Here is a 23,715-nt window from a genome sequence, read left to right as displayed (position 1 = left end):
ATGACAACTGTAAATAACTGGAAAAATAGTCTAGGCATTGAGAAATATTCCTCAATCATCCCAATCTTAGATGAATTTGTGAGTGAGGAAGGGGAACATCTTGGTTACATCCTAGAAGGGGGTTACCTTGGCGTAACGTGGCTATGCCCACCGTCAGGTGGTTATGGTGCGAGTACGATTTCCACGCTGGATTCGATTTTCAAAAAAGTCTATCCAGAAGGGACTGTGCTGCAATTCTCGCTAGTGGCTTCAGACGACTTAGTAACAGTGTTAGACAATTACCGACATTGCCGTGGCAAGCGTAATCGGTTCGATACGGTCATTGATAATGACAATATGACCGAATACATGGTTGATTATTATAAAGCGCTTGCTGATACCTCAATCCCTTCGCGAGATATGGAAGGTGTACCGCTTCGCAACTTCGAGGTATGGGCCTCAATCAAGGTGCCTATCAAGAAAGCCATGCCGACTACAGAGGAAGTCGAAGATTTTGTAGATATGGCTAACAACCATGAAGCGTCATTACAACAAATCTTTGGTGTAGCGACCAAAATGCAACCTGAGATCCTAATTAACCGATTGCAGATGATCCACAACCCATCCCCGAATGCAGTTTGGCGCCGTGGAATTAAAGTAGATGGTAGACAAGGCTGTTACCGTTCTACTCAGCCCATCCGTGCGCAGTTGCTTGAACCTGGCACTGAGGTCAAAGTCGATGGTTCTGATTATATGGCGATTAAAGCGGAAGATGGTTCTACACGATTTATTCAAAGTGTGAGCATTAAAGAGTTCCCAGATTCCATTTACCAAGGCACGTTACATTTAATGACTGGCGATTGGTTGAAAGGGGATGATGGAGCTATTCCCGGCAATTTCATGATCAACCTTGTTGTTGAAATGAGCCCTAAGAAAGTCGCTAAGGATTACTCCAAGCGCCGCCTAATGGCCAAACAGATAGGTGAAGGTCCGTGGGCTCGTTGGATTTCGTCTTTGAAATACGGCCTGCAAGATTTTGAATACTACGAGCATTATCTAGAGCGAGAAAAGGCTCAGCATTGCCGCTTTCATTTAAACTTTCAAATGTGGGGACCGACTTTAAAGTCAGTTAAGAACTGCACTAAAAAACTAATCACGCGCATGGAAGGCTTTAGTTGGTCAGCTGGCGTGGATAGCTTGATTGGCCGTTTCACTTGGCTAAATGGTCTGCCAATGTGTACCTCAAGTGAAGTCAGTAGTTTCATTGAACGCTTTGACTTTCTCCCTAGTAACTTGGTCAAGTTCTTCGTTCCTATGGTGGCATCGTGGCCAGGAAACGCAGTTCGACACCCTGTGCTGACATACATTGCCCGTGATGGTCAGTTAATCACCTTTGACCCATTAAAGTCAGACTCCAATTACAACATCTTTATAACCGCAACCTCTGGCGCTGGGAAGTCGGTCTCTGCTAACTATTTGATTGAAGGTCTACTTTCAACCGGAGAAAACCGTTATCCAGATGCACTTGGTAATATCCACGGTGATCCTGATGGTGGCCGCGTATTCATCATCGACTCAGGTCGCTCATACGTTAAAACAACAGAGTTGTACGCAGGACAGTTCGTAGAGGTTATTCCGGACAACCGCTTTGCGTTTAACCTATGTCCTTTTAAGAGTATCGACGAATCTCAAAAAGATACTGATGAAGGCGTTGTAGATAGTGACGCTAACAACTATTTAGGCGCTCAAGGTGAAATGCTGTTGAACATCCTGAAGTTGATGGCTTTCCCACTTGGAGACTGTAACAGCTATCAATACTCTGCAATGTCAGTATTGCTCATGCAACTGTGGAACGAGAAGGGTAGGGAAACCAGTATTGACGATTTCGCTGATGCTTGTGCCAAACATCCCCGAGAAGAAGTTCAACAAATCAGCGACCAATTGACTCCTTGGTGTTACTTACGCGGTGGCCAAAACAGTTGGATGTTCAACCCTAGCAAGCCGCCCATTCAGTTTGAGAAGGATTTAGTGGTGTTAGAGCTAGACGGACTTAACGGTTCAGACCAGCTCAAAGCGGTGTGTATCATGCTGTGTATTCAACGTATTCAGCAGGAAATGTTTAGGCATGATCAACTGCATATTGTGAAAGCCTTTATTCTCGATGAAGCGTGGGAGTTCTTAAAGGAAAACAAGGGTGTAGATGAGCAGACCCGTCAGGTTCTTCAAACTCTGGCAAAATTCCTCGAATCTGGTTGGCGTCGTTTCCGTAAGTACAACAGCCTGGGTGTGTGTATTTCGCAATCGATGAAGGATGCCAACGAGTCGCCTGCGGGTATCGCGATGGCCAGTAACTCGGCTCACTTATTCTACCTCATGCAAAACGGAGAGGAACTGGCCCGACTCAATAAAGAGGGTAAGTTCATTGAGCAGGATTACCTTTTACTGAGGAATATCAAGACTGTTAGGCCGTTTTTCAGTGAAGTTCTGTTATGCAGTGGCGGCACAAAATCTGTAGGCAGGCTATATCTGCCAAGGGCTAAAGCACTGACTTACTCTACCGCTCCAGACGAGAAAAAACAGATTGAAATCATGATGAAAGACAATGGGGTCGATATGTTTACTGCTTGCCAGATGATTGCTGAAAGGGAAGGAAAAGATCTAGTCGGGACATGGCGACGTCGATTCGACGCCGAAAATGAATCTTAGGCCTGCTGCTCGCAGGCCTCGCGTTCTTACTTAAAAGAATGGATTAGCGTTGATACTGGAAACAACTTCTTCAAGCTGTCTCTCAGGGAGGCTCGAATCTACCCCAGGGAAGGGGGATAACAGATGTTTATGGGCAACAGCGGAAATCGCTAATGTGATACTCGAATGTTCATTGGCAAGATACAGCTCTATTGCTTGCAGTGTTTCTTCAGGGAATGACCAGTGTCGAATGAACACAGGAAGTAGTTCTTGGTTGAGTGCTGTGCATTCACCAATTGTGACATTAATACCCATGTGATCAGCGTAACCAGCTACCAGCATAGATCCACCGAATAACGCAATGCCTGTGATATACGAACTGGGTTTGCGCTGAATGTAGTCGAGTGCGATGGCGGTGTCGATTGAATAGTTTATGAGTTGAGTACTGACGTCATAAGCGGAGCTAGGCAACAGTTGTCTTAGCATGTAGGTAATGATCAGATTGACACTTCTGAGCGTTCCTAGTTTGGTGATTGCACGTTTTAAATCATCAAAGTTTTTAATGACGGGTAATGCAGCTGAATTGGCTACACGAAGGAACAACGCAGCGAGAGCAGCATCATTACCAACAAGTCGGTAAAGTTCATTAATGGGATCGTCGTGCTTCAAAATTTCCCTGATCTCCGGTACGGGGACATTTTTGATAAGTAAATCAAACTGAGCGCTTTGGGTTGCGTCAGTTATTGATTTAGCCGATATGGTGTAGTTAGCCATAAATCATCCATTAATTAACAGCTTAGACGCTTAGACTGAAGAGTATCATGAAACACCTGATTGAGTGTAATCGTACATCAGTATCTATGCCGTACAAAAAAATTAATTAGTATAAACTACTTTAACTATGGGGGTCGCATGTTGAGAAATATAAATTGTATGGTGTTAGGTTTGATGTTGGCTGTTTTTTATTCGTTCACGGCGCCAGCATTCGCATCACCCGCGCCTAATGAGGCTGAAAGCTGTGCTGTTGCTATGGCCCAGTTTCGCTATTACGCACATGGTTATGAGACTGGGGCTAAATGGATCCCAGGCAGTTTAGAGGCACCTAAGTACGCAGAAAGCGAAGTCAATCCAGAAGGGGTGATTATTGATTATTATATTGCTAAAGAGTACACCGAGGGTAGCAATCAGATCCCTGTTGAAATTACTCGTCGATTAATTCACACGGCATATAACAACTATCAATCGGGTCATAGCGCATCGTTTGGGAGCTACTGGACGTTGGCCTCGTGTATGGGGGTTATTAATAAGCCAATCGAGTTCCTAGGACGCTGTGACGAAAGAGAAGCGCAGCCGACGAAAAGGGGATTCCAAGATTTCGTTCAGTGTGCTAGTCCCAACCGCTAATTCTCAAAATTTGCCTCAATCAAGAAGCGTGATCTAATGGAGACATAGAACACGAATCGGATTGGGGCATGACAGACACGTCTTTAGAGCAGTTATCCAAGTTTGGCATAACTGAGTTATGGCAAGTTGGACTTGTCATGCCTCTGCAATACAAAGATTTACGCCTTGTTCAATATGACTTGAATCCCTATCAACGCTTCTCTGGGATGACACTTTTCGGCGGTCATATTCACTCTGTATCTGACATCAAGTTAGGACGCACTAAAAAACGCAGTCCCTTCATCATTGTTGAGCTGACAGACCAACTGGGGTTTCGACTTAAAACCTTCGTTTACGACACAGCTGAAAACCTAAAGTCGTTGAGCAACGGGCTCGCGATGGCTAATCAGCATCACCCTATCTATGTCTATGGCTTACCGGAATATCAAAACCAACAACTGATCTTAAAAAATCAGGAGTTTATTGCCCCCGATGATTTAGGGCGGTTGCATGTGTGCTATGAACTGGCCAAGGGAAGGAGCAAAGCGGAACCCAATGTAATCGATTTTCTCAGCCGCTTACTGTCAGAACGTGATGTTATCAAGGAATGTGCTGACAAGATTAGAGAGCTGCTTTCAGCTACCACTGTAAGTAACAAACGACTAAAGCAATTTCTGGGTGCAGCCCCGAGTGACAACATCGAGCAGATGTTACAGGAGATCCATTTCCCCGATTGTGTTCAACGAGGTTACGCACGGATTCGGCAAGTCAGTAAGTTAGCAGCAGTCCTCATTGGTGCGGAGGCAAAGGAATTGGCGTCACAGTGGGGAGTAAAGCGTGTCCCGTTGCATTTTGAGTCAGAGGCGATAGATAACCGCATTAAATCGTTACCATTCCAAATGACCGAGGAACAAAAATCCGCGGCATTTAGTATGGTCACGCAAATGACCTCGGCAGTATCTCAACACATGATGTTAATTGGTGACGTTGGCACCGGAAAAAGCTGTGTGATTGGCACCTGTGCCGCCTCAGTTGTGGATGCCGGTGGGCGAGTGGCCATTATGCTGCCTACTTCGAATTTAGCGCGTCAGTTACATAGAGAGTTCTCTGAGTATTACCCTGACATCAGCCCGACGTTAGTCATTGAAGGGGAGATCATTGAAGAGATTTCCCAATGTCGAATGTTGATTGGTACCACGGCGATTTTACACAAACAGTGGCCATTCACATTTGATCTGACCGTCGTGGATGAACAGCACAAGTTTTCAGTTGAACAGCGCGAGCTGTTTTGCGCTGACGGGGCGCATTTACTGGAATCGACAGCAACCCCAGTACCGCGAACAGCGGCTTTGCTAAAACATGGAGTGCTGAAGGTGTACGAGCTAAAGCATTGCTTCGTAGATAAGCGTATTGAGAGTCGTTTGTTAGAGCATTACGCAGGTCGAGACCTGGCAATAAGAGCGTTAGCGACGCTTCAAAGCGGCCAAAAGTTATTGATCGTTTGCGCCCTAAAAGATGAAAGCAAGTGTGAGGCATTTGCGGATATTCAGAATGCGACAGAGACATACGAGAAATGGTGCCGATTCATCCATAGTAATCGCCACGTCCTACCGGATGGTAGCGGGGTTGTTCTGGCGCATGGAGGGCTAACAAACGAAGAAAATGCAGCTGCAATCGATGCGCTCAATACGGGTGATGCAAACGTGCTGGTCGCGACGACATTAGTTGAAACTGGGCTGACTATTAAAGGGTTAACCCACTGCATTGTGATGAATCCAGACAGGCTAGGTCTTGTCCAACTCCATCAGCTTAGAGGGCGCTTAGCAAGGCACGGAGGGGTAGGGTACTTTGATTTACTGTTACCCCCTGAAATAAGCCCAAAATCAAAGGATAGGCTTGAATTAATTTCTCAAATTTCACATGGCGTGACGCTAGCGATTGAGGACATGAAACTGAGAGGATTTGGCGATTTAACCAAATCAGGTCGCTCGCAAACGGGAGTTAATCAGCGATATTTGTTCGGTTACAAAATCAATCTTGATGATTTAAACGATGCAATTGAGTTGATTGATACCTCAAGTTAGGTCAGAATCAACACAATTTTATTAACTCAAGAGCTTTATGGTTTATGGGTAAGGTATGAAACTACAATCGTTAAGTAAAAAATCGTTCATCGCATTTATTGTTATCTTGGCTCTTGCCCTTCTCGTTTGGGTAGTGAGCCAGTTCAACAGCTATAAAACATCACTACCAACGGGTGTCGCCAAAGATGGCCCTCCGGCCCTAGCAACTTTGTTAAGCAGTAACGCCAATAACAAAGTGATCCAGAAATGGAGTGTCACCGACGGTTCGCAAAATATCACGGGTTGGCTGGTGGATCTGAGTGGCCAAAAACAAATTTATTGGAGCACGGGCGACTTTGTTATTGCTGGTGGTCTGGTGGATGCGAATGGCGTCAACTTAACGGAGCAGTGGGCGACGACGCTGGGCATCTCCGAAGCCGATAGGAATCAGCCACAACAAGCAGGTCGAGCACAACGCGCACCTGTTGCTCAGCAAACTTACACTGAGCAGGATTGGCAAAGTCTCACTGCGGCGAAATACATTCAACTGGGCTATGAACAAGCGTCAGCTGAGAAAGCGATTTATGTATTCTTTGAACCCTTCTGTAGTGCTTGCAGTAGCTTACTCGCACGTTTGAAACCCGAGATTGAAAGCAAACAGTTGGATGTGCGCTTGGTGCCGTTAGCGTGGATCAGCGCCAACTCTGTCCCAGCAATCCAAGCCATGATTGATGGCGGTAAGGACGCGGTGTGGAAGCACGAAGAGGCGAAGCAAACTAAAGCTGCTTATGCCACTGCAACCCCAACCCCAGAAACTAAGATGGCCATCATCCAAAACTCTGAGCTCATGGGTACACTGGGCATCCAAGGTACGCCGACGCTGTTTTATCGCAATGGTGGTGAAATGGTCAAAGTGGTGAATAACTTTGCCGCAATCTCCCAAGCCATAAACTCGCTACAACTCACCGCATCAGTCAATTAATTTCCCAACTCCATAAGGAGATCCCATATTGGGATCTCCTTGGTATTATAAGCACATTTGATTAATTTAATGTGCATTAATTCATCGCAAAATTCCCATTAATTGCTCAAAAAATGGGTAAATAAATTTATCCATTTATATAATTCTGATAACCTATGTAATCATAAAAAAATGTTGGGTTCAGAATGCGCGACTTAACTTTCAGTAAATCCGCTATAGCGCTACTTATACTAGCGCAATCGGCGTGGTCATTTAACGCTTTAGCTGTATCCGGTGTAACCATCACTGGTGAACTGTCTGCAAAAATGCCCGAAATCGTCTTGACCCCACCTTCAGGAGTGGTGGCTAACGTCCAGCAGGTGCAAATCAAACCAACTCAAGGATCCGGTGCGGGTTGTAGCTTAACGACGGATGTAGCGGCGGCAAAAGCCTTTACGCAGTCCCAAGGTAACATGCTCTGTTTACTGGAGTGGAGCTTGCCATCAGGGTTAAGCACTTACAGCGATGGTATTCAGGGTTACTTGAATAACTCTGGCAATAACATCATCGGGTATACCGTAAGTATTTATTCTGGGAGTGGCAGAGAAAAAGTGCTGGTTGAAACAGGCTCGATGACTGTGGAAGCGGCGCAAGCTATTTCCCCAAACATCGTTGAAATCGTAAGTGACTTAACCACTGGTATCCAGTTAGGTTCGGACGTAACCAGCAACAGCAAGGGAAACATCCTCAAAACCGTCCAAGTTAAGACCGATTCAAGGCCATATACCCAAGTAGTTAATGCGCCGAGTCTCGGGGCGTGTACCATCCCGATTGGCAGCACATCATGTACCATGTCCACAGCTGGCACGACTATTGTTACCGACACAAGCAGTTCGACGGGCTCAACCAACTACAGCATGAGCGTAGATTCGGATAATGGCTATTTCAAAACCATCAATGGCCAATATCAGTCGCAATACAATCTCGCATGGGACTTCAGGACCGCGACACTCGACGATTATATGATGCAAGCGGTGGCCTCGGGTAACGAGGTGCCAATCACTAAAACATTTGCTGACGGCACGACACTAACTATCGATAACGAAAAAGCGCTATTAACAGTAGCTACCCCTCACGCGGGTAAATCCGGTACGTGGTGGCATCCACAGGCGACTATTACGCTAAAACCAGATCCACAGTATTCAATCAAACAACCAAGCTATAACCTGGCAGGAAATGACATTCTCTCTACCGATGTTATTACCTTACCTACGGGAGAACTTAAGCTGAGCCCTAAGCTCGTTGAGCAGCATTCCGATGTATGGGCATTCGAGTTTGACCTGTCTTCGCTTCCAGATGGCGTTTACATCCCATACGCGACGTTGACGGACGCTTACAGCAACACCTGGGAAGGTGTCGTAGGTGAGTCCAGTAACATCGATAGAAATCCTCCAACTATCAGGATTTACAACACTAACGGCGGCATTGTTAACGCAGCCGACCCTATTTATTTCTTTGATGATATTCTCGTTGCGGCTGTTGATTCCATGTCTGGTGGGGGGAAGGTGATTGCTGCGTCAGTGGATGGCCAATCAGTTCTTGGAGATGGTATTGATGAAGGGATTGAGTATTTAAAAATGCTCAAAACTCCAGATACTCCATTAGAGCCCAATACTGATAAATTACTATCTGTGGTAGTCCAGGATAATGCTGGTAACACATCAGTACAGGAAGTCTCAATTCGATATATGCCAGTAAAATGGCAGATAGATGACAGAAGCCAGACCTATCGAAGAGGTGTTCAAGCGGTCTCTATGCCACTCAAAAACACCGAGGGGGTTGGTTGTCGCATGTATGCGTCAGCTGAGCAGGCACGTAAAGCTGGTGGTCAGTTAAATTATCGCTGTTTTATTGAATGGCTACAATTCCCTGATGGCACAGGCTCTCAATGGTCTAACTCTCAGCAAGTCCTCGCGGGTACGTTCCAAAAAGCGACCAGTACATCCTCACTTAACGAGGCTAAGTACAAGGTTTGGATGATCAACCGAAAAAACTCAGAAGCGCTCAGCTTTGTGGGTTCGCAAGCATTTAAAGTGACTGAGCCGGAGCTGCCAGTAGTAACTGTTGCTAAATACCGTGAATTTAAACCTGACATTTTTACGACGACAGTTGATGGTGGGGTGATTACCACCACGTCAGCTGAGTTTATTAACGGTGATTTAACTTTTTCAATCACTAGCAGTGATGGCACTCAGGTGTCATACCCTTACACACAATCAGGCTCAGCTCAGTCTAAAAAGCGGATTGGTAAAGTTTTAAGTGTGGGGGCATCTGCCTTGTGGACCACAAGAGATATTGAGCTAAAAGCTCAGTACACTGGGGACAAAACCGCGTTAGGCACTAAGAAGGTTAAAGTTCTGACTGTGCCAGCTAATACTATTGTAGCGAAGCTAGAAACCCCCGAGGTACTTCAAAACACTCAGTCTACGATCACTGCTAAAGTGAGTATTGGCTCTCTGGACTTCTTAACTCGAAAAATGACTTACGATAAAGAGACTATGGGTGATTGGTCTGCGGTCATTGCATTGGAGTCGCGAAACAAAGAAGGTACTAGCTATCAAAACCTAACAGAGCCATTAAAGCTTAACAGTGAAGGTGTGGCATCTGCGGAAATCCCATTCAAGGACTTTTCTATCGGCAGTTCTCGCTTAGTGGCTCTGGTGACTGTGGACAGTAAACTGGCTGATTACCAAAAAACGATTAAGAGTAATTCTGCATTTTTCCAGATTTATAAAGGTGAGGCTATTGACGGAGATATCCTGATAAAGCGCATGGCGGGTAAAGCGCCATTCGCGGCTCAATTGCTATACGTACCTAATACACTAAATGACCGTCGTGCTAAAGGCGACGTGACTTGGGAAATGTCGAAAGATAGTGGCGGTACATGGGAAGAAATTGCCACTAACAAAGACTTTGTGCAAATCCTGTTATCTAACAAAGGTATCTATCAATTTAGAGCCCAGATTGCTAACAAGTACAGCGGTATTAAACAGACCACCGATTTCCAAGAGGTGTTGGTGTACGACCAACCAGAACTGAAGATTGAGGGTGTTAGTGCATTACATGCTGGCGAGATTGGCCAATATAAGCTGCTTGATAATGATGAATCAGTCGATTTGACATCAACCGAAGTAGAATGGTCGTTAGATGGCGTGAACTGGGTGAAAGGTGATGATAGTTTCACGTTAACGATGGACAGTGAAACTCGCTATAACATCTATGCTCGCGCAGCTTATGTGAATACTGATTTGGCTGGCGACGCCAGGTATGCGAAGGCTACTAAGATTGTACGTGCCGCACGTTTACAACCTGTGCGAATGGCATTGCCGGTGATCAAGGCGATGGAAGAAGGCGTTCCGTACACACTGGAAGCGACTACGAAGCTAGCGGATACCGCTGCGGGTACGCCAATCATCACTGAGTGGACATTACCAGACGGCACCAAGACGTTAGCGCCGTCCATCAGTTACACGCCAACGGCTGAAGATGTCACTAATAAACTGGTGAATATCCAAGTGCGATCATGGGCCGAAGGCTATCAGACTGAGACAGAAAACCTGAAGCGCTTAACTCCAGCAACATGGCGTTATAGTTTCCCATCGTTTGAGATTATAAGTAAGACGAGCAGCAGCTATGCGCCGACGTCAGGCTCTATGTTGATTAACACTCCGACTGACCTTCCTCCGTACTACTCGGGAGTGACGTTCTCGGTTGAGTGGACAATTCCCGAGACATTTGAGGTGGTGCGCAAGACCGACAAACAAGTAGTGTTCAACGTAAAAGAAGCGGGTACAGAGAATGTGCAGGCGACTATTACTGACAACCGTGGTAACGCTAAGGTCGTTTCTAGCTACATCGGCACCAACCAAGCGCCGGAGCCGCAGTTGAACATTGAGCCACGTTATAGCAACACTATGATGCGTGAGCCACTAACCGTGATTGCAAACTTGTCGGGTAAAATGGGCCACCCATTAGACCGCATTAATACGGTCAGTTGGTATCTCGATGGCAAGCTGGTGGAGCCTACCAATCTGAGGGTGGTGGTAAGTGGCGTTGAAGCGGGTGTACATAGACTAAAAGCGGTTATGACATCTGTATTCAACATCCAACGGGAGTACGAAATGGAAATCCCCGTGGCCAAAAACGTAGAACCCAAATGTAACGTGAAGGAAAGCAATTATTCCAACATTCGCCGACTAGATCTGATATGTACTGACGAAGATGGTAAGATGGCGAAATACGAGTGGAGCATTAACGGTGAAATATCACCCTACATTGGCTCTTATATTTACGTAAGTAAGTCGACTGGTTATAGCGCTGTGATTATCGCTAGAGGCGTGGATGACTCTGGCGCTTACTCAAATTCTATTGAGAAACATTACACAAATTAAACCGTTCAAATAAAGAATCCCGCTATTGTTGCGGGATTTTTTATAACTAGATTATCATGTGAGACATTAAAATTTGTCAAATGAGACTTGTAGTGCGATAATTATTCATAAATTTGGAATGCAGGAGTCATTGATATGGCAGTTCAACAATTACGTGAGTTCAGATTAAAACCTAAAGTACATCAATCTATCTGGGCTAAAGTGGGGTTGCCTGCTGGCGAAGGCCCTGTGCTAAGTGACGCAATTAATCATGGGTTTAGTATTGATGTTGTGAATCGCTTTGCCGAAGCCGTTTCCATGCCCGTTACGAACCTTGTCCAGTATGCCGGTTTAAGCCGGGCAACCTTCGCCCGTCGGGTAAAGGATAAAGAACATCGACTGAAGCCTAGTGAAAGCGAAGCGTTTGCACGGATGATACGAATGTATGAAGCAGCAACTTTGATGCTTGGTGGAAACAAGGCAGATGCTATTCAATGGCTCAATGAACCCGCAATTGGATTGAACGGTAAAAGACCAATTGAGTTAATGGGCTCTGAGTCGGGCACAGTAGATGTCATTCGTCTAATTAATAGATTAATGCACGGAGTTTACATGTGAAGCTCTATCGCATTGTATCAAAGCAGTACGTGGATTCTGCATGGAATGGACAAGGGGCTGCAATGTATGGGGGGCGCTGGAACTCATTGGGAGTACCGATGGTGTATACCTCTCCTACACTATCTCTAGCAATCCTAGAAGTCTTAGTGCATCTCAATTCACCCCGAAGATTCGATAACTTCGTCACGCTTGAACTGGAATTGCCCGAAAGTGAATTGATGATGTTGCCACAAAGCGAATTGGCCGAGGGGTGGCATAACGAAATCATGTCCAGAGGGCTTGGAGATTCGTTTATAGAGTCTGAATCGGCGGCTGGACTGATGGTGCCCTCGTTTATTGTGCCCTTGGAGCACAATGTGTTGGTCAACCCTTCCAATCCAGTTGTAATTGAGTCGGTTAAGAATGCCGTTGATTTAAAATATCAAATCGATCCAAGACTAATTTAAGTTGTTGATTAGCTAGCATAGTCAACTCGATTAAGCAGGTTCTCATTTTATTTATGACAAGTAAAATCGGCTATCCGGATTATCCGGTTGATACCCAAACTATAATCCGATTTTGGAGAGTGTTGAATGAATGAAACTACGATAAGCCTAATGCAAATGTTCTTCTTTTTGTGCTTCATTGGGGCAGGGTTTTCTATGATGCTTCATGCAGTAATAGCCTACCGGATACTCGCGGCATCCGCCCTGTTTGTCGGAAGCCTTCTAAGCTGCATCACATGGGGGTCATCGGCGGTTGTTGGCGTCTTTGTAACTATTTTTATCGTGCTTCCCATTGTTTGTTTAGCGATAGTGAATTTTGGACTTTTCCTTACTTGGAGAGCAATCCGAAATAATGGGTATTCTCAAGAACCTAATCGTCCGCCAGGTGGATATGTGAAGCTCGCGAAGGTGTATCGAACAATGTTGCTATCAAAAGGATAATCAGAATACCCGTAAAATCTAACCCAACCCCAAAAAAAACCGAGGTGGTTGAAGCCTCGGTTAAACGGGTCTAAACGGAAGATGGTTGTACATTATCGAGCTAGTTTGCTTAATGAATCGATCGAAATATCGGATATTGAATCATTAGCAGCATTTGCGGTTGCAACTTCAATTTGCATAAAGTAGCTAAGAACATAGGTATCATTAGGGCTGCTGGTGCTGTTGAATAAACTAAATGTGGGGTCTAAATAGTAGTCGCCTCGCTTTAACCATCGATGATCTAGCGCGATTAAATTATCACCTATTGCGACAATCACGATCCCTTGCACTATAACGTCAGCATTCAATATGCTCTGAGTCCTACAGCAATTAACAAAACTCTTACCACATTCTACGTGTGCGGAAATGCGGTCCAACTCTTCAATTGTAAGACCTGTAATATTCACTGGGATCAGTGTTGTCGGGTCAATTCCTAGTTGATTCAAAATTAGCTCTAAGTCATTCGCAGTAGATTTCATCGCCGCTCTCGTTGTTGCTGAACTGCATTCTGTCTAGTAATATACATGAACTGTATGTCAATAGAAATGTGTAGATGATCAAATTCGACAAGGCTCACTGGCGTCACACGTATTTACTTCCATTTTGTATTGCTGCCGTCATTACAGCTGCTACTACGTGGTTTAGTCATAGCTATAAACTGATATTGGTACTCAACAGCGATAAATGCATTCCTGGTTCTGTATTCGTGGTAGACACACGACAAAAACACGTTAATAGCGGCGAGCTGGTGATGTTCATGTCTCCTCAAACCGACATTCTTCCGTCAGGGATCAACATCATAAAGTTAGTGGCAGGTGTCGAAGGAGACCTCGTAGAAATAGGGAGGTTTAGTGTGACCAACAAAAAACACAGGTTCCCAGCACCTATCGACAATGCGGCGAATGCGCTGAATATCGATGTGCAAAAGCTCATTGGTACTAGGACTGTAGAGAATGGCGGGATCTTTGTGTTAGGCACAGAACCTGGCAGTTATGACAGTCGTTTCTTTGGTTCAATCAAAACTCAGCAGGTGATTGGTCGTGCTTACCTCATTATCTAATAGACAGTTTCTTGTTAGCTTGTTTGTGGCGGTAACTATGTCTGCCATTTATTTCGATGCAATGGCTACAGACGATAACCAGCAGTTTATTCTGGATGCAAAACGACAGATGGATGAAGTCCGTAGCCAAATCGAGGCTATGAGGCAGAACAATACCCAGCAGCCCCAAGGTGGCCTCCCCGCTGCTTGGGGGCAGCAATCTTACATTTCACAAGCACAAATGCTCACCCAGCAGGCCGATGCGATCAGGCATCAAGTGCTGCCAAAGCCAGAACCTGTCACGCCTGTTGTGCAGCAAGAGATAGCCGCAAACGGAGAGGTATTCATTTTCGCTTCATTCGGTATGCCAGCATACACGCTGAAATCAGCGCTGAGAGCAGCATCTCAAAGCCAAGTTAAAACAACAGTCGTATTTAGAGGCCTGAAAGATGAATCTGAAAGTCTGCGTGATGCCTCCAACGCCATTCATAGAGCGATAGATGAAGCAGATTTAGATGTGACTCCAAGAGTTATCATCGACCCTCGTTTGTTTAATACCTATGCAGTCGAAGTAGCGCCAACAATGGTGTATCGCAACGGTGGCAAAGTGGTTACCGCGACAGGGCTACAGTCATTAGAAGATTTCGTTAAGCAGTCAGAAGGCTTGTTGCAAAGCGGCTCGCTCGGGAAGTTGTCAGACACTTACGACATTACTGAGATGGACATGCTCGAACTTATCCAACAGAAACTCAAAAAAGTAGATTGGGAAGAGAAAAAGCACGAGGCCGTTAGCCGATTCGTTAACCGTAAAGAGGTTCAGTTGACAGAGAGCCTTAAAGTCGAGGATGTGCGTTACAAAATTGACCCGCGTGTTCGCTTTACCCAAGACCAAACAACGCCGGATGGCCAGTATTTTGCCAAGGCCGGTGATGTTGTAGATCCTACAGCATTACTCCAAATGGAAACCCGCTTATTCATGATTGACCCAACCAGTGAGCGTCAGCTGGCGTGGATGAATGATGTACTTTCCGTGACTGATCACAAGCAAGTTTACGTGCTGCTATCAGCTCTGCCAGCCGGTAGCGATTTAACCGAATTTAACCGGTTGCAGACAAAACTAGGCCGTCGCTTGTACTTGATGCAACCGACGATGGTGTCTCGTTTTCAGCTTGAGCATTTACCCGCATTAGTTGATTTGTTTAAGGGAGAAATCCGCGTCACTGAGATTGGTCAACGAACTCTGAGTAATGCGGGATTACCGACACTATTAGTAGCTCCAAATGGCGGCGCCAAATGATGAAGAAGTTCGCAAAAGTAGCTGTTTTTCTGGCTTCCATGATGTCCGTAAATGTGAGTGCGAACAGTATGCCGGACTCGGTTTGCCCCGATGCTGGCTATTTCTCAAACCTGATTAACTCTTTTTGCTGGTCATGTACGCTACCTTTTAACCTCGCCGGATTCTCGGACAATGTGCCTAAAGGGGCTAATTCGAGTCGTTTATGCTCATGCTCGGATGCTCTGGGAGTGCCGGAGCTTGGGGTATCTCTGGGTTACTGGTCACCTGACCATTTAGTTGAAGTCTCTGCAACGCCATGGTGCAGTCCAACGCTGGGTGGAACCTTGCTACAAAATGACATGACGATGCGGGGGAGGGCATCCAACCCAGATACTCAATCTGCCGAAACGGTATCGTTCTTACATTACAACTACATCATCAATCCGGTTTTTAAGATGTTAGGTCTTTTCTTGTTGCCTGAGTGCGACACATCCCCTGGTTACTTTGACCTCGATATTGCGTACATGTCAATTCTCGATGTCACCTACGAAAACTCGGCGCTATCATTTCTGTTCACTCCTGACGCAATTCCGATTGCTAATCCTGTTGGCCGCGCCATTTGTGTTGCCGATGGGATGATCACTGCTAGTAGCGGCAGTGCTAACGAGGCGCTGTGGTTCTGCGCTGGTTTAGATGGTCCCTTGTATCCATTAACCGGCTTTATTGGGGCCGACAATGATTTTATCCGCAATACCCAGTTAATCACGACTCGTTCACTTGCTGCGCTACATCGCAGGGGGTTAGCGCGAAAAACTTACGGTAAAGAGGCGATGTGTAACGCCGAGTACAGTCCAATGATCCCTAAGGCGCAGTACAAAATTTCTATGATGTTTCCGTCTCCTGAAGCGAATCCTGCAGCAGCATCAGCCGTGAAACCCACGAAGGCTTTTAATATTGAGGATTTACAAAATCCTGAAACTGGCAATTACGACAACAGCGAAGATAAAAATAAATCAACCCTAGATGGTTCATGGGATGAATGCTGTCACCCTCTCGGTTGGCCTACGATTTGGTGGGGTTCAGGTAGAAAGTCTCCTGGTAATGGAAAAGACCAACACGCGGTTTATTCAATTTTCAGATACACCGATTGCTGTGTGAGGGTTCAATAACAATGGAAGATAAACTGGTTACGTGGTGGGAAAAGGTAATCTCTTACGGAATAGGAAGCATTTACTTATTCAATATTTTAACTATGAGTTTTCTGGCGCTATTTCTCACAAGTAGCCCTGCATTTGCAGATCTCCCATTGCCAGTATCTCTTCAGTATTCCTGCCCAACAGGGTGGAGCTATTCCAATGGCACCTGTATTAAGTACACTTATGCAGCTCCGGTAGTGTCATGCTCGACACCGGGCTATTCAGTCACCACGGTAAATGGCTTACAAACATGTGCCAAAAACGAGTCCCGGACAACGATAAACAGTTGCCCCACTGGGACAAACTGGTTGGACTCTCAACAATCGTGGAACTATCATGACCCTCTGTATCCTAACCTTTGTTCAGCAAGGCAAAGCGCTTCATCTCAGGCCAGTTGCCCCACAGGGTACACAACATTTAGCAATGGAATTTGTTTTAAACTGCAGACCCCATTGGGTAAAACTTGCCCGGATGAAGGTGGGGCCGCAGAAACAGTAGAGCAAATTTGCCCACAAACCTATGTAGACCTCGGACTCTGTAAAAAGGACGAGACGGTCTCAGTTTCACTGCCTGATCAAAGCTGGCAAAAGCAAAACGAATCAACCTGTAAGCGAACCTTGTATGAGGGAACCATTTCCACTTGTCCAACTGGCTACACGCCTGCCGGTGATGACAACTGCCAGAAAGTCGAAACCACTGTATCAACTGTAAGCTGTCCGGCAGGCTACTATCAAGATGGTAGTCAGTGTATGCCTGGGACTGCCCCGAGCTGCCCGGCAGGAACGACGTTAATGAACGGTTCATGTGTTAATTCCTCGGGTTCTGTCGCCAGTTGTCCAACTGGAAAAGAGTTAGATCCCTACAGCAATACCTGTATTACGGCGAAGGGAAACTTATCAGATCCTGATTACTTTATGCAGATGGGCCGCGATTTTGGCAAATCCGCGGTAGGCGCCATTGAGCTGCCAGGAGGCACAACTAACAATATTAAGCTTAATTACCGGAATGTTGGTCAAACAGATATGACCACATCTAATATGACCAATGCTGATATGCTCGGGCTTGACTCCAATAACGGTTACAACGTATCTGCAACAGGTACTTATCAGGACGAAAAGGCGCAACAAAAATCGATTAAAGAGGCCGTTGAGCGAAACACGGCTTATGGAAAGTCAGAGCCCGTTGTAGGGGCAAATCAAGATGAAACGAATGATGCGCAAGATCATAGTGCCAATGCTTATCTAACCTTGCTTGATGCTCAAAACAAGAACCCGCCACACACTATTGGAAAGGATGCTTCATTCCTTAAATCTGGATCACAGGAACAGCAAAACATTCTTAATGGTAGTGGAGGACAATTTTTCGGGGATTGTTCGACGGACACTGTCACTAAAACTACTATCGATGACTCACTGATTAAAAATACTATCGAAGAGTGCTTTAAGCCAAACAGAAACAATCTTTCAAGCTGTAATAGAGAACGAATTTTAACGCCACCAAACGAGAATAAAATCTTTGGCAGTGGGTTTGGGTATTGCGGTAAACGCTGTATTTCAATCATTTTGGGAGATGAAACGGATAACGCTCTGCCAGACAATGATGATGGTACGTGTAAAGTCTATCGCAATGCTTCATCGTTCAGATTGCTTGACGGAATAAACATTGTTTCCGCGACTATAGGGAAATCGAGATATGACGATTATTTTAAATTATCAGTTAATGACACAATTCTTAACCAGTCTTCGACTTTCCCACTAGATGGACAGTCTTGCTCCGATATTGGTAACACCATAACTGCGTCCCCCATTGATGTGACTGTGCCATTCCAGACTGCATTAGCAAAAAATCGCACTCTGACCGTCGAACAGTTGCTATCCGTAAAAAATTTGGGGGAAGGGTATACCAGTATCACTATCAATTTCGATCAAGACTTGCTTGCAAACTGGGTTGAGGACATTGTTGAGTCACCAGAAGGATGTGAGGCATCGTTGTCAACGCCAGACAGTTTTTGTACGGCATCTGATTGGAAATGCGATGCTAGATTAGATTCTGAGTTAATCAATAACGGTGGTGTGCTAAACCTTTCGGATATAGATGGTGCTCCGGGGGTTCAGGCGGTGTCTGGGGCAAATGACGTAATATTAATGGTTATGCGTAGGGATTTTGACCCAAGTTTGGCAAATGGGACTAAATCAAACTGCGGTAACATAGTTGGTACCACTGATGATGAAGGTGACAATAAGAACGACGACGGTCTATGGGTATGCAAAGAGGGAATTGGGTTTCAAACTCATAGTATCTACAGTGGCCCAGGTATGTATGGTACAGAGTTTGTAAACGTCCTACCCAAGCGGAATAAATGGTCTGTATTTGCTGTCAAAATAAACAACGGTGTTACATCTCGGTTTTACAATGAGAATGGCCAGATTTTTGATGCTAAGCAGATGTACGGTGGAAGTTTTGACTCTTTAAAGCAACGTCGAATTATCATTGGGCGAGGGAATACCTCAGAAGATTGGACCAAACGTGCTAACGCACCACTTTATCTCGCTCATTGGGAAGTACTGCGTGATATATCCTCAGACCAACAAGTTATCGATGCGTTAGAAAAAACCAAGGATATGTTTGCACTTGTCAATCTAGATCCTTTATACGAGGGGGACGATGGCCTTACTCCTTGCATGTATGCGCACATGGAAGATTATGTGTGTGATCCTCTTAAGGGTAATCGACTACCCTTTAATGGTGGAACAGTTGGGTATTCTGACATTCGGACAATGGGTGATCAGTGCAGTCAGTATACGTCAGATGAAAAATGCAGTATTGAGTCATCTACGTGCGCGGAGGGGTGGCTTGATTCGGCAACTAATACATGTTTTGGGTGGGATGTGACTTATCGCTGCGAGAGCGGTTCAGTCATAACTAAAACTGAAATAGTAGAGAATAATACCTGTTTTACCGATATTTCATGTGTGAATGGCAATTGCGAAACAAAAGCAAAAGAGACCAATACAGACTTTGTTCAAACTGCTGCGATGTACGCGGCTATAAACGAATTAGACAATGGGTCATCATGTACGGACCCTACTAATCCTGATACCTGCCAAGTGTTCGTTGGCAGTGTTGAGCAATGTAGCTGGGATCAACTCAAGGTAAATGATTGCTGCTCCACCAAAGGCACCGATACCACATCCAACCTATTTAAACTGTCATTAATGACCTTCAAAGCTGGGCAAAATGCAGTGTCCAGTGAGAACGCGTGGGTGAATGAGTATTTAGGCGGGGAATATGCCAAAAAAGGCTGGAGCATGGTAAAAAGTGGTTGGAATGATGCTGTTGATTGGGTATCTGACACAACTAAACCAGCGACGGAGGCCGCAAAAGGTGCATGGGATTATCTTGGTAAATCCTTTTCTTCCGAAGCTACGGCTACAGCTGGCAACGCAACAACCACAGTTTCTGGAGAAGCCGGATCCGTTGTTACTGACTTTTTCACTGATTTGGCTACCTCAATCGATACGGTAAAAACAGAAATCTACCAGTGGGTTTACGATGTGATGCCGCAGGCGATGCAGGAAGCTATAGTTTCTGGGGCTGAAGCGCTAGGGGTTGAAGTAGCCAAAGAGCAATCAGGTGCTTTAGCAGAAGGTGCTGGCGCACAGGCTATGGAAGGTGTTGTAAGTAACCTCATAGCAGCGCTTTCTTTCGTGATGATGCTTTACACCATTTATAACATGCTCAAATTGCTTTATACGATTCTAACGGCCTGTGACGAGGAAGAGCTGAAAATGGGGACCGAGCTGAAAGAACGCAAGTGCTTCTTCGTCCGTAAAGTGCCTTGTAAAAAGACATTAGGGATATGTACTGATAAGGCGCACAACGAGTATTGCTGTTTCAAGAGTACCTTAGCTCGAATTATCATGGAGCAGGTGATTGTTCAACTTGGGCACAATCCAGTGTCATGGCATGACAACGAAATGTGCCGTGGATTAACCCTAGACGAATTATCGAATATCGACCTAGGAAAAGTAGACTTCAGCGAGTGGGTGGGGTTAATGACTGAATCTGGTATGTTCCCTGAGCCTGACATGGAAAAAACGGGTGAAGATGCCATAGTTAACCCCGATGCGCGAGACAGCGCCGATGACAGGATTAAAAATCAGTTAGGGGTGGATACTGGTGTCAAAGTTCGAGAAGCGTTTGAAAACGCTTCCCCTGCTACTAACCTAGATTGTTCAGGTTTCCCAAGACCACCATCTTGCCCAATCTAAAGTGACAAAACCCCGCAAGCATTTTGTTAAATGCTTGCGGGTATAAGATTACATTTTGACGAAGAAGCGCTGAGTTTTGGTATTAACGTCAATGATATATGGATAATCAGTCAAGGAATTATCAACAGACTCACAAGTTTTGCGTGAATTAGGTGCCTTTGGTGGCATATAAAAGTAGGATGGATATTCAAAGGTCTGAGCTAATAACTTACTGCTCTCAACTTGGTAACAAGAACCAATGCCTAACTTTAAAATCGCATAACTACCGTTTCCATCACCAATATTCAGCAATGATTTCAATTCAGCCCCACTAAGCAAGGTAGTTGTAGAAATGCTCAATGCAGCAAATTTACCTTTGTATTGGGGTAATGGTAAATCTGAATAATTCGAATCTACCAGCACTACAGTTCTGCCATCAACTCCAGCTGTGAGTTCAAATTTCTGACCATCTGGCAAGTAGGCTTTGATTAAGTCAGCTTTTGCTTGTTCCATCTGATCTGCTGGCACAATTTGATAAAACATAAATGTTGGTAAAGGTGGGATCTCCCCTGAACCTAAGAAAAATAGACCCGCATTTAATAGACCACCAGATAGGCCGGAACCTGAAATGACACCTAAGCCAGCTGCGCCAGCTGCCGCGTTCATTGCGACAACCGAGCCACTAGAGCCGTTAATTTTCTCCCATTCAGCATCAGAAACAATTTTGTCTTTGATATTCCCATGCCCCCCATGACCCAACTTGAAAACTTTAAATGCAAAAGAATCATCAGATTTAATATCGAGTTGAGAGACTGTTTTAGGTGCTGATTTGTCAGTTGGTGTTGACGCGCAACCAGAGAACAAAGCGGTGCAAGCAAGAACAGCGGCAAGTGAGTAGGTCTTTTTCATGGTGAACTCCTGATAGAATTACCAACAATGTTAACACAGGCCTAATACTTGGCAAATTTCTTGAAATATAAGAAGAGTGGTTAAAAGGTTGATTGTTTAGCTTACGAAACTTATCATTCGCGCAACACATAAATTTAATGGTGAAGTTTAAATGGGCTCAACAAAAGATCAGGGGTTAGTCATCGAACGTGACGACAATACCCTTGTTTGTGCATTACCTGGAAGTGGTAAAACCTATGTTTTGGTAGAGCTGACTAAGCGTTTACTGTCCAGAGATGGCGCCTATTCTGTCCATTTACTTACGTTCACGGATGCGGCTCGTGTTGAGCTCACTGAGCGAATGCTTCACGCCCTTACCCCACGAGCTATGGAACGGGTAACTATCAGTACCTTTCATTCAACTGCGTTAGCGATGACTCGCGGCAAACTTAATCGCCGGTTATTAATGGCCAATGAGTTAATGCTGTTCGTTAAGTCGGTGCTCAATGAAGCTGACCATTTAGACCTCATTGATAAGTTCAGATTTAAGGTGCCGGACGTTGTTAGGCTGTTTGATGAAATGGGCCGAAGCCAAGACCTGTCAAAAGAGTATAGTGGCACAGAAGTTGCCTTGTACGAGCTTTACAAAGATATGCTGATTAAGCAGGGCAAGACGGATTTTAACGTCGTATGCCAACTGTCCGTGAGTTGGCTGGCGCAAAGTGAAATCCCTCCTGTGTCGGCTACGCATATTCTGGTAGACGAATTTCAAGATACCGATGCACTGCAATACATGTGGCTACGTGAACACGCGCTGCTTGGTAAAAAGCTGGTGGTCGTTGGTGATGACGATCAAGCTATCTACTCGTTCAGGGGTGGCCAAGGATACGACAATATGGTGGCCTTTCAGTCAGAGTTTAACGCAGATGCTTACGTGCTAAGAGACTGCTTTAGATGCTCAAAGGAAATCCTGAATCGAGCGGGTATGCTGATTAAGTTCAATAACCCCGATAGGATTGATAAGCCGATGAATGCGGTTAGGGAAGAGCAAGGGACTGTCAAAATCATTAAGTCTGGCACGATGGATAACCAGCTTAACCAGATTTTAGATGCGGTGAGCAAAGAGCCTCATACGTGGGCAGTAATTGCGAGGAATAATGCCATCCTTGATCGCGTTGAAACGGTTATTCAGGGTCATGGCATTGAGTACAATCGACGCGGCGGTAAGTCGTTTTTTGATGGCGTAGCACCCTACAGCTTGATTCAAATTGCCTCTGTGATTTCAGGCAAACATGATGACCATACCCTACATCGGGCTTTGGCGGCTTTGTCAGTGCCAGAGGCGGAAACGGCAAGAATTATTGGTTTATGCCGGACGGCGAAAACGACCTTTGGCGGCCTTAAACATGCGGAGATTGGTCATCATGCTGACCTGCAAAAATTCCACTCATTAGCTGAAGGCTGGCATGACATACCTGCAGGGCGTGAGGATGCTAAGCGAACCTACATGCAATCTATCGTTAAATTGTTAGCCATACACCTCGATAAGCGCGACCAAAAACATGCTCAAGTCGTCGGTGATGTCATTGCTGGACGTCACTGGGAGAGCCTGGGAGAAAGTATTGCGCAACTGAAGCCTTCGTTAGACAGCAAAAAGCGTAAAGACCAATCAGAAGAGGCCGCACCTAAGCTGTCATTGATCACTATGCACTCTTCAAAAGGTTTGCAGTTCGACAACGTGTGGATTGTGGGGAGCGACACAGGAACCATCCCGAGCAAAGAGGCGTTAGCAGAGGGTAAGATAGCGGAAGAACGTCGATTAATGTATGTGGCCATGACCCGCGCTATCTCGTCGCTCACTATGAGTTACACCAGTGAGCCCAGTGAGTTTCTGTACGAGGTTAACAAAGAAAGGGTTGTAGAGCTGGAGTCTGGATATGAAGACGATGCTGACGATTTTGACGCCGCTTGACATCCTCCAC

The 23,715-nt window shown here is 45.4% G+C and carries 15 protein-coding genes; 12 read left to right on the top strand and 3 right to left on the bottom strand.

All coding sequences use genetic code 11. The features are described 5' to 3' along the window. Positions 1-2,685, top strand: a complete 2,685-nt coding sequence (locus tag N5E87_RS23280) for a TraC family protein (protein ID WP_037426871.1) — start codon at positions 1-3, stop codon at positions 2,683-2,685. A 30-nt stretch (positions 2,686-2,715) separates the two neighbouring features. Here N5E87_RS23280 and N5E87_RS23275 read toward each other — a convergent pair whose 3' ends face one another. Then, positions 2,716-3,438: an HDOD domain-containing protein gene (locus tag N5E87_RS23275; RefSeq protein ID WP_037426869.1), complete on the bottom strand. Its 723-nt coding sequence runs from the start codon at positions 3,436-3,438 to the stop codon at positions 2,716-2,718. A 138-nt stretch (positions 3,439-3,576) separates the two neighbouring features. On the opposite strand from N5E87_RS23275, the gene N5E87_RS23270 reads away from it, so the two are divergent. The 6 genes from N5E87_RS23270 to N5E87_RS23245 all read left to right on the top strand — a co-directional run bounded on the left by N5E87_RS23270 (position 3,577) and on the right by N5E87_RS23245 (position 12,565). Beyond that, complete coding sequence (locus tag N5E87_RS23270; RefSeq protein ID WP_279776098.1) at positions 3,577-4,068, top strand: hypothetical protein; 492 nt, start codon at positions 3,577-3,579, stop codon at positions 4,066-4,068. Between the two features lie 68 nt (positions 4,069-4,136). Then, positions 4,137-6,131, top strand: coding sequence for a helicase-related protein (locus N5E87_RS23265; protein ID WP_011711552.1), 1,995 nt, complete (start codon positions 4,137-4,139; stop codon positions 6,129-6,131). Positions 6,132-6,186: 55 nt separating this feature from the next. After that, a complete protein-coding gene (locus N5E87_RS23260) occupies positions 6,187-7,092 on the top strand; it encodes a thioredoxin fold domain-containing protein (protein ID WP_279776097.1) in 906 nt (301 codons plus the stop codon). A gap of 185 nt (positions 7,093-7,277) precedes the next feature. Next, positions 7,278-11,522 carry an Ig-like domain-containing protein gene (locus tag N5E87_RS23255; RefSeq protein ID WP_279776096.1) on the top strand — a complete coding sequence of 1,415 codons (4,245 nt, stop codon included), beginning with the start codon at positions 7,278-7,280 and terminating at the stop codon, positions 11,520-11,522. A gap of 135 nt (positions 11,523-11,657) precedes the next feature. Next, positions 11,658-12,119 carry an antitoxin Xre/MbcA/ParS toxin-binding domain-containing protein gene (locus tag N5E87_RS23250; protein WP_011711549.1) on the top strand — a complete coding sequence of 154 codons (462 nt, stop codon included), beginning with the start codon at positions 11,658-11,660 and terminating at the stop codon, positions 12,117-12,119. Next, positions 12,116-12,565 (top strand): RES family NAD+ phosphorylase, encoded by a 450-nt coding sequence (locus tag N5E87_RS23245; RefSeq protein ID WP_279776095.1) that lies wholly within the window; start codon positions 12,116-12,118, stop codon positions 12,563-12,565. Before N5E87_RS23250 ends, N5E87_RS23245 begins: the two co-directional genes overlap by 4 nt. A 572-nt stretch (positions 12,566-13,137) precedes the next feature. Here N5E87_RS23245 and N5E87_RS23240 read toward each other — a convergent pair. Further along, the gene (locus N5E87_RS23240; RefSeq protein WP_279776094.1) at positions 13,138-13,563 is read right to left on the bottom strand and encodes a hypothetical protein; all 426 of its coding nucleotides are present in this window, start codon (positions 13,561-13,563) and stop codon (positions 13,138-13,140) included. A gap of 74 nt (positions 13,564-13,637) precedes the next feature. Here N5E87_RS23240 and N5E87_RS23235 point away from each other — a divergent pair, with 74 nt between their 5' ends. The 4 genes from N5E87_RS23235 to traN are packed head-to-tail and all read left to right on the top strand — an operon-like array spanning position 13,638 to position 20,866. Further along, positions 13,638-14,144: a S26 family signal peptidase gene (locus N5E87_RS23235; protein ID WP_037426844.1), complete on the top strand. Its 507-nt coding sequence runs from the start codon at positions 13,638-13,640 to the stop codon at positions 14,142-14,144. Between the two features lie 37 nt (positions 14,145-14,181). Beyond that, complete coding sequence (locus N5E87_RS23230) at positions 14,182-15,420, top strand: TrbC family F-type conjugative pilus assembly protein (RefSeq protein WP_224022278.1); 1,239 nt, start codon at positions 14,182-14,184, stop codon at positions 15,418-15,420. Continuing rightward, positions 15,417-16,568, top strand: coding sequence for a TraU family protein (locus N5E87_RS23225; RefSeq protein ID WP_279776093.1), 1,152 nt, complete (start codon positions 15,417-15,419; stop codon positions 16,566-16,568). Before N5E87_RS23230 ends, N5E87_RS23225 begins: the two co-directional genes overlap by 4 nt. A 2-nt stretch (positions 16,569-16,570) precedes the next feature. Next, entirely contained in the window at positions 16,571-20,866 is a 4,296-nt protein-coding gene (traN, locus tag N5E87_RS23220) for a conjugal transfer protein TraN (protein WP_279776092.1), read from the top strand. Positions 20,867-20,914: 48 nt separating this feature from the next. Here traN and N5E87_RS23215 read toward each other — a convergent pair whose 3' ends face one another. Continuing rightward, positions 20,915-21,754: a hypothetical protein gene (locus N5E87_RS23215; protein WP_279776091.1), complete on the bottom strand. Its 840-nt coding sequence runs from the start codon at positions 21,752-21,754 to the stop codon at positions 20,915-20,917. Positions 21,755-21,905: 151 nt separating this feature from the next. Between N5E87_RS23215 and N5E87_RS23210 the strand changes: the two genes are divergently transcribed. Further along, on the top strand, positions 21,906-23,705 hold the full coding sequence (locus N5E87_RS23210; RefSeq protein ID WP_086904625.1) for an ATP-dependent helicase: 1,800 nt from the start codon (positions 21,906-21,908) through the stop codon (positions 23,703-23,705). Positions 23,706-23,715 lie beyond the last annotated feature (10 nt).

Origin of the sequence: Shewanella sp. GD03713, from assembly GCF_029843705.1 — a bacterium.
GTDB lineage: Bacteria > Pseudomonadota > Gammaproteobacteria > Enterobacterales > Shewanellaceae > Shewanella.
The sequence above is the reverse complement of the archived record's forward strand: the minus strand, read 5'-3'. Positions and strand labels throughout refer to the sequence as shown.

Coding starts and splice junctions, on each gene's coding strand:
- N5E87_RS23250 (WP_011711549.1), top strand. CDS start 11,658: ATGGCAGTTCAACAATTACGTGAGTTCAGATTAAAACCTAAAGTACAT.
- N5E87_RS23270 (WP_279776098.1), top strand. CDS start 3,577: ATGTTGAGAAATATAAATTGTATGGTGTTAGGTTTGATGTTGGCTGTT.
- N5E87_RS23260 (WP_279776097.1), top strand. CDS start 6,187: ATGAAACTACAATCGTTAAGTAAAAAATCGTTCATCGCATTTATTGTT.
- N5E87_RS23225 (WP_279776093.1), top strand. CDS start 15,417: ATGATGAAGAAGTTCGCAAAAGTAGCTGTTTTTCTGGCTTCCATGATG.
- N5E87_RS23255 (WP_279776096.1), top strand. CDS start 7,278: ATGCGCGACTTAACTTTCAGTAAATCCGCTATAGCGCTACTTATACTA.
- traN (WP_279776092.1), top strand. CDS start 16,571: ATGGAAGATAAACTGGTTACGTGGTGGGAAAAGGTAATCTCTTACGGA.
- N5E87_RS23215 (WP_279776091.1), bottom strand. CDS start 21,754: ATGAAAAAGACCTACTCACTTGCCGCTGTTCTTGCTTGCACCGCTTTG.
- N5E87_RS23240 (WP_279776094.1), bottom strand. CDS start 13,563: ATGAAATCTACTGCGAATGACTTAGAGCTAATTTTGAATCAACTAGGA.
- N5E87_RS23235 (WP_037426844.1), top strand. CDS start 13,638: ATGATCAAATTCGACAAGGCTCACTGGCGTCACACGTATTTACTTCCA.
- N5E87_RS23280 (WP_037426871.1), top strand. CDS start 1: ATGACAACTGTAAATAACTGGAAAAATAGTCTAGGCATTGAGAAATAT.
- N5E87_RS23210 (WP_086904625.1), top strand. CDS start 21,906: ATGGGCTCAACAAAAGATCAGGGGTTAGTCATCGAACGTGACGACAAT.
- N5E87_RS23265 (WP_011711552.1), top strand. CDS start 4,137: ATGACAGACACGTCTTTAGAGCAGTTATCCAAGTTTGGCATAACTGAG.
- N5E87_RS23275 (WP_037426869.1), bottom strand. CDS start 3,438: ATGGCTAACTACACCATATCGGCTAAATCAATAACTGACGCAACCCAA.
- N5E87_RS23230 (WP_224022278.1), top strand. CDS start 14,182: ATGTCTGCCATTTATTTCGATGCAATGGCTACAGACGATAACCAGCAG.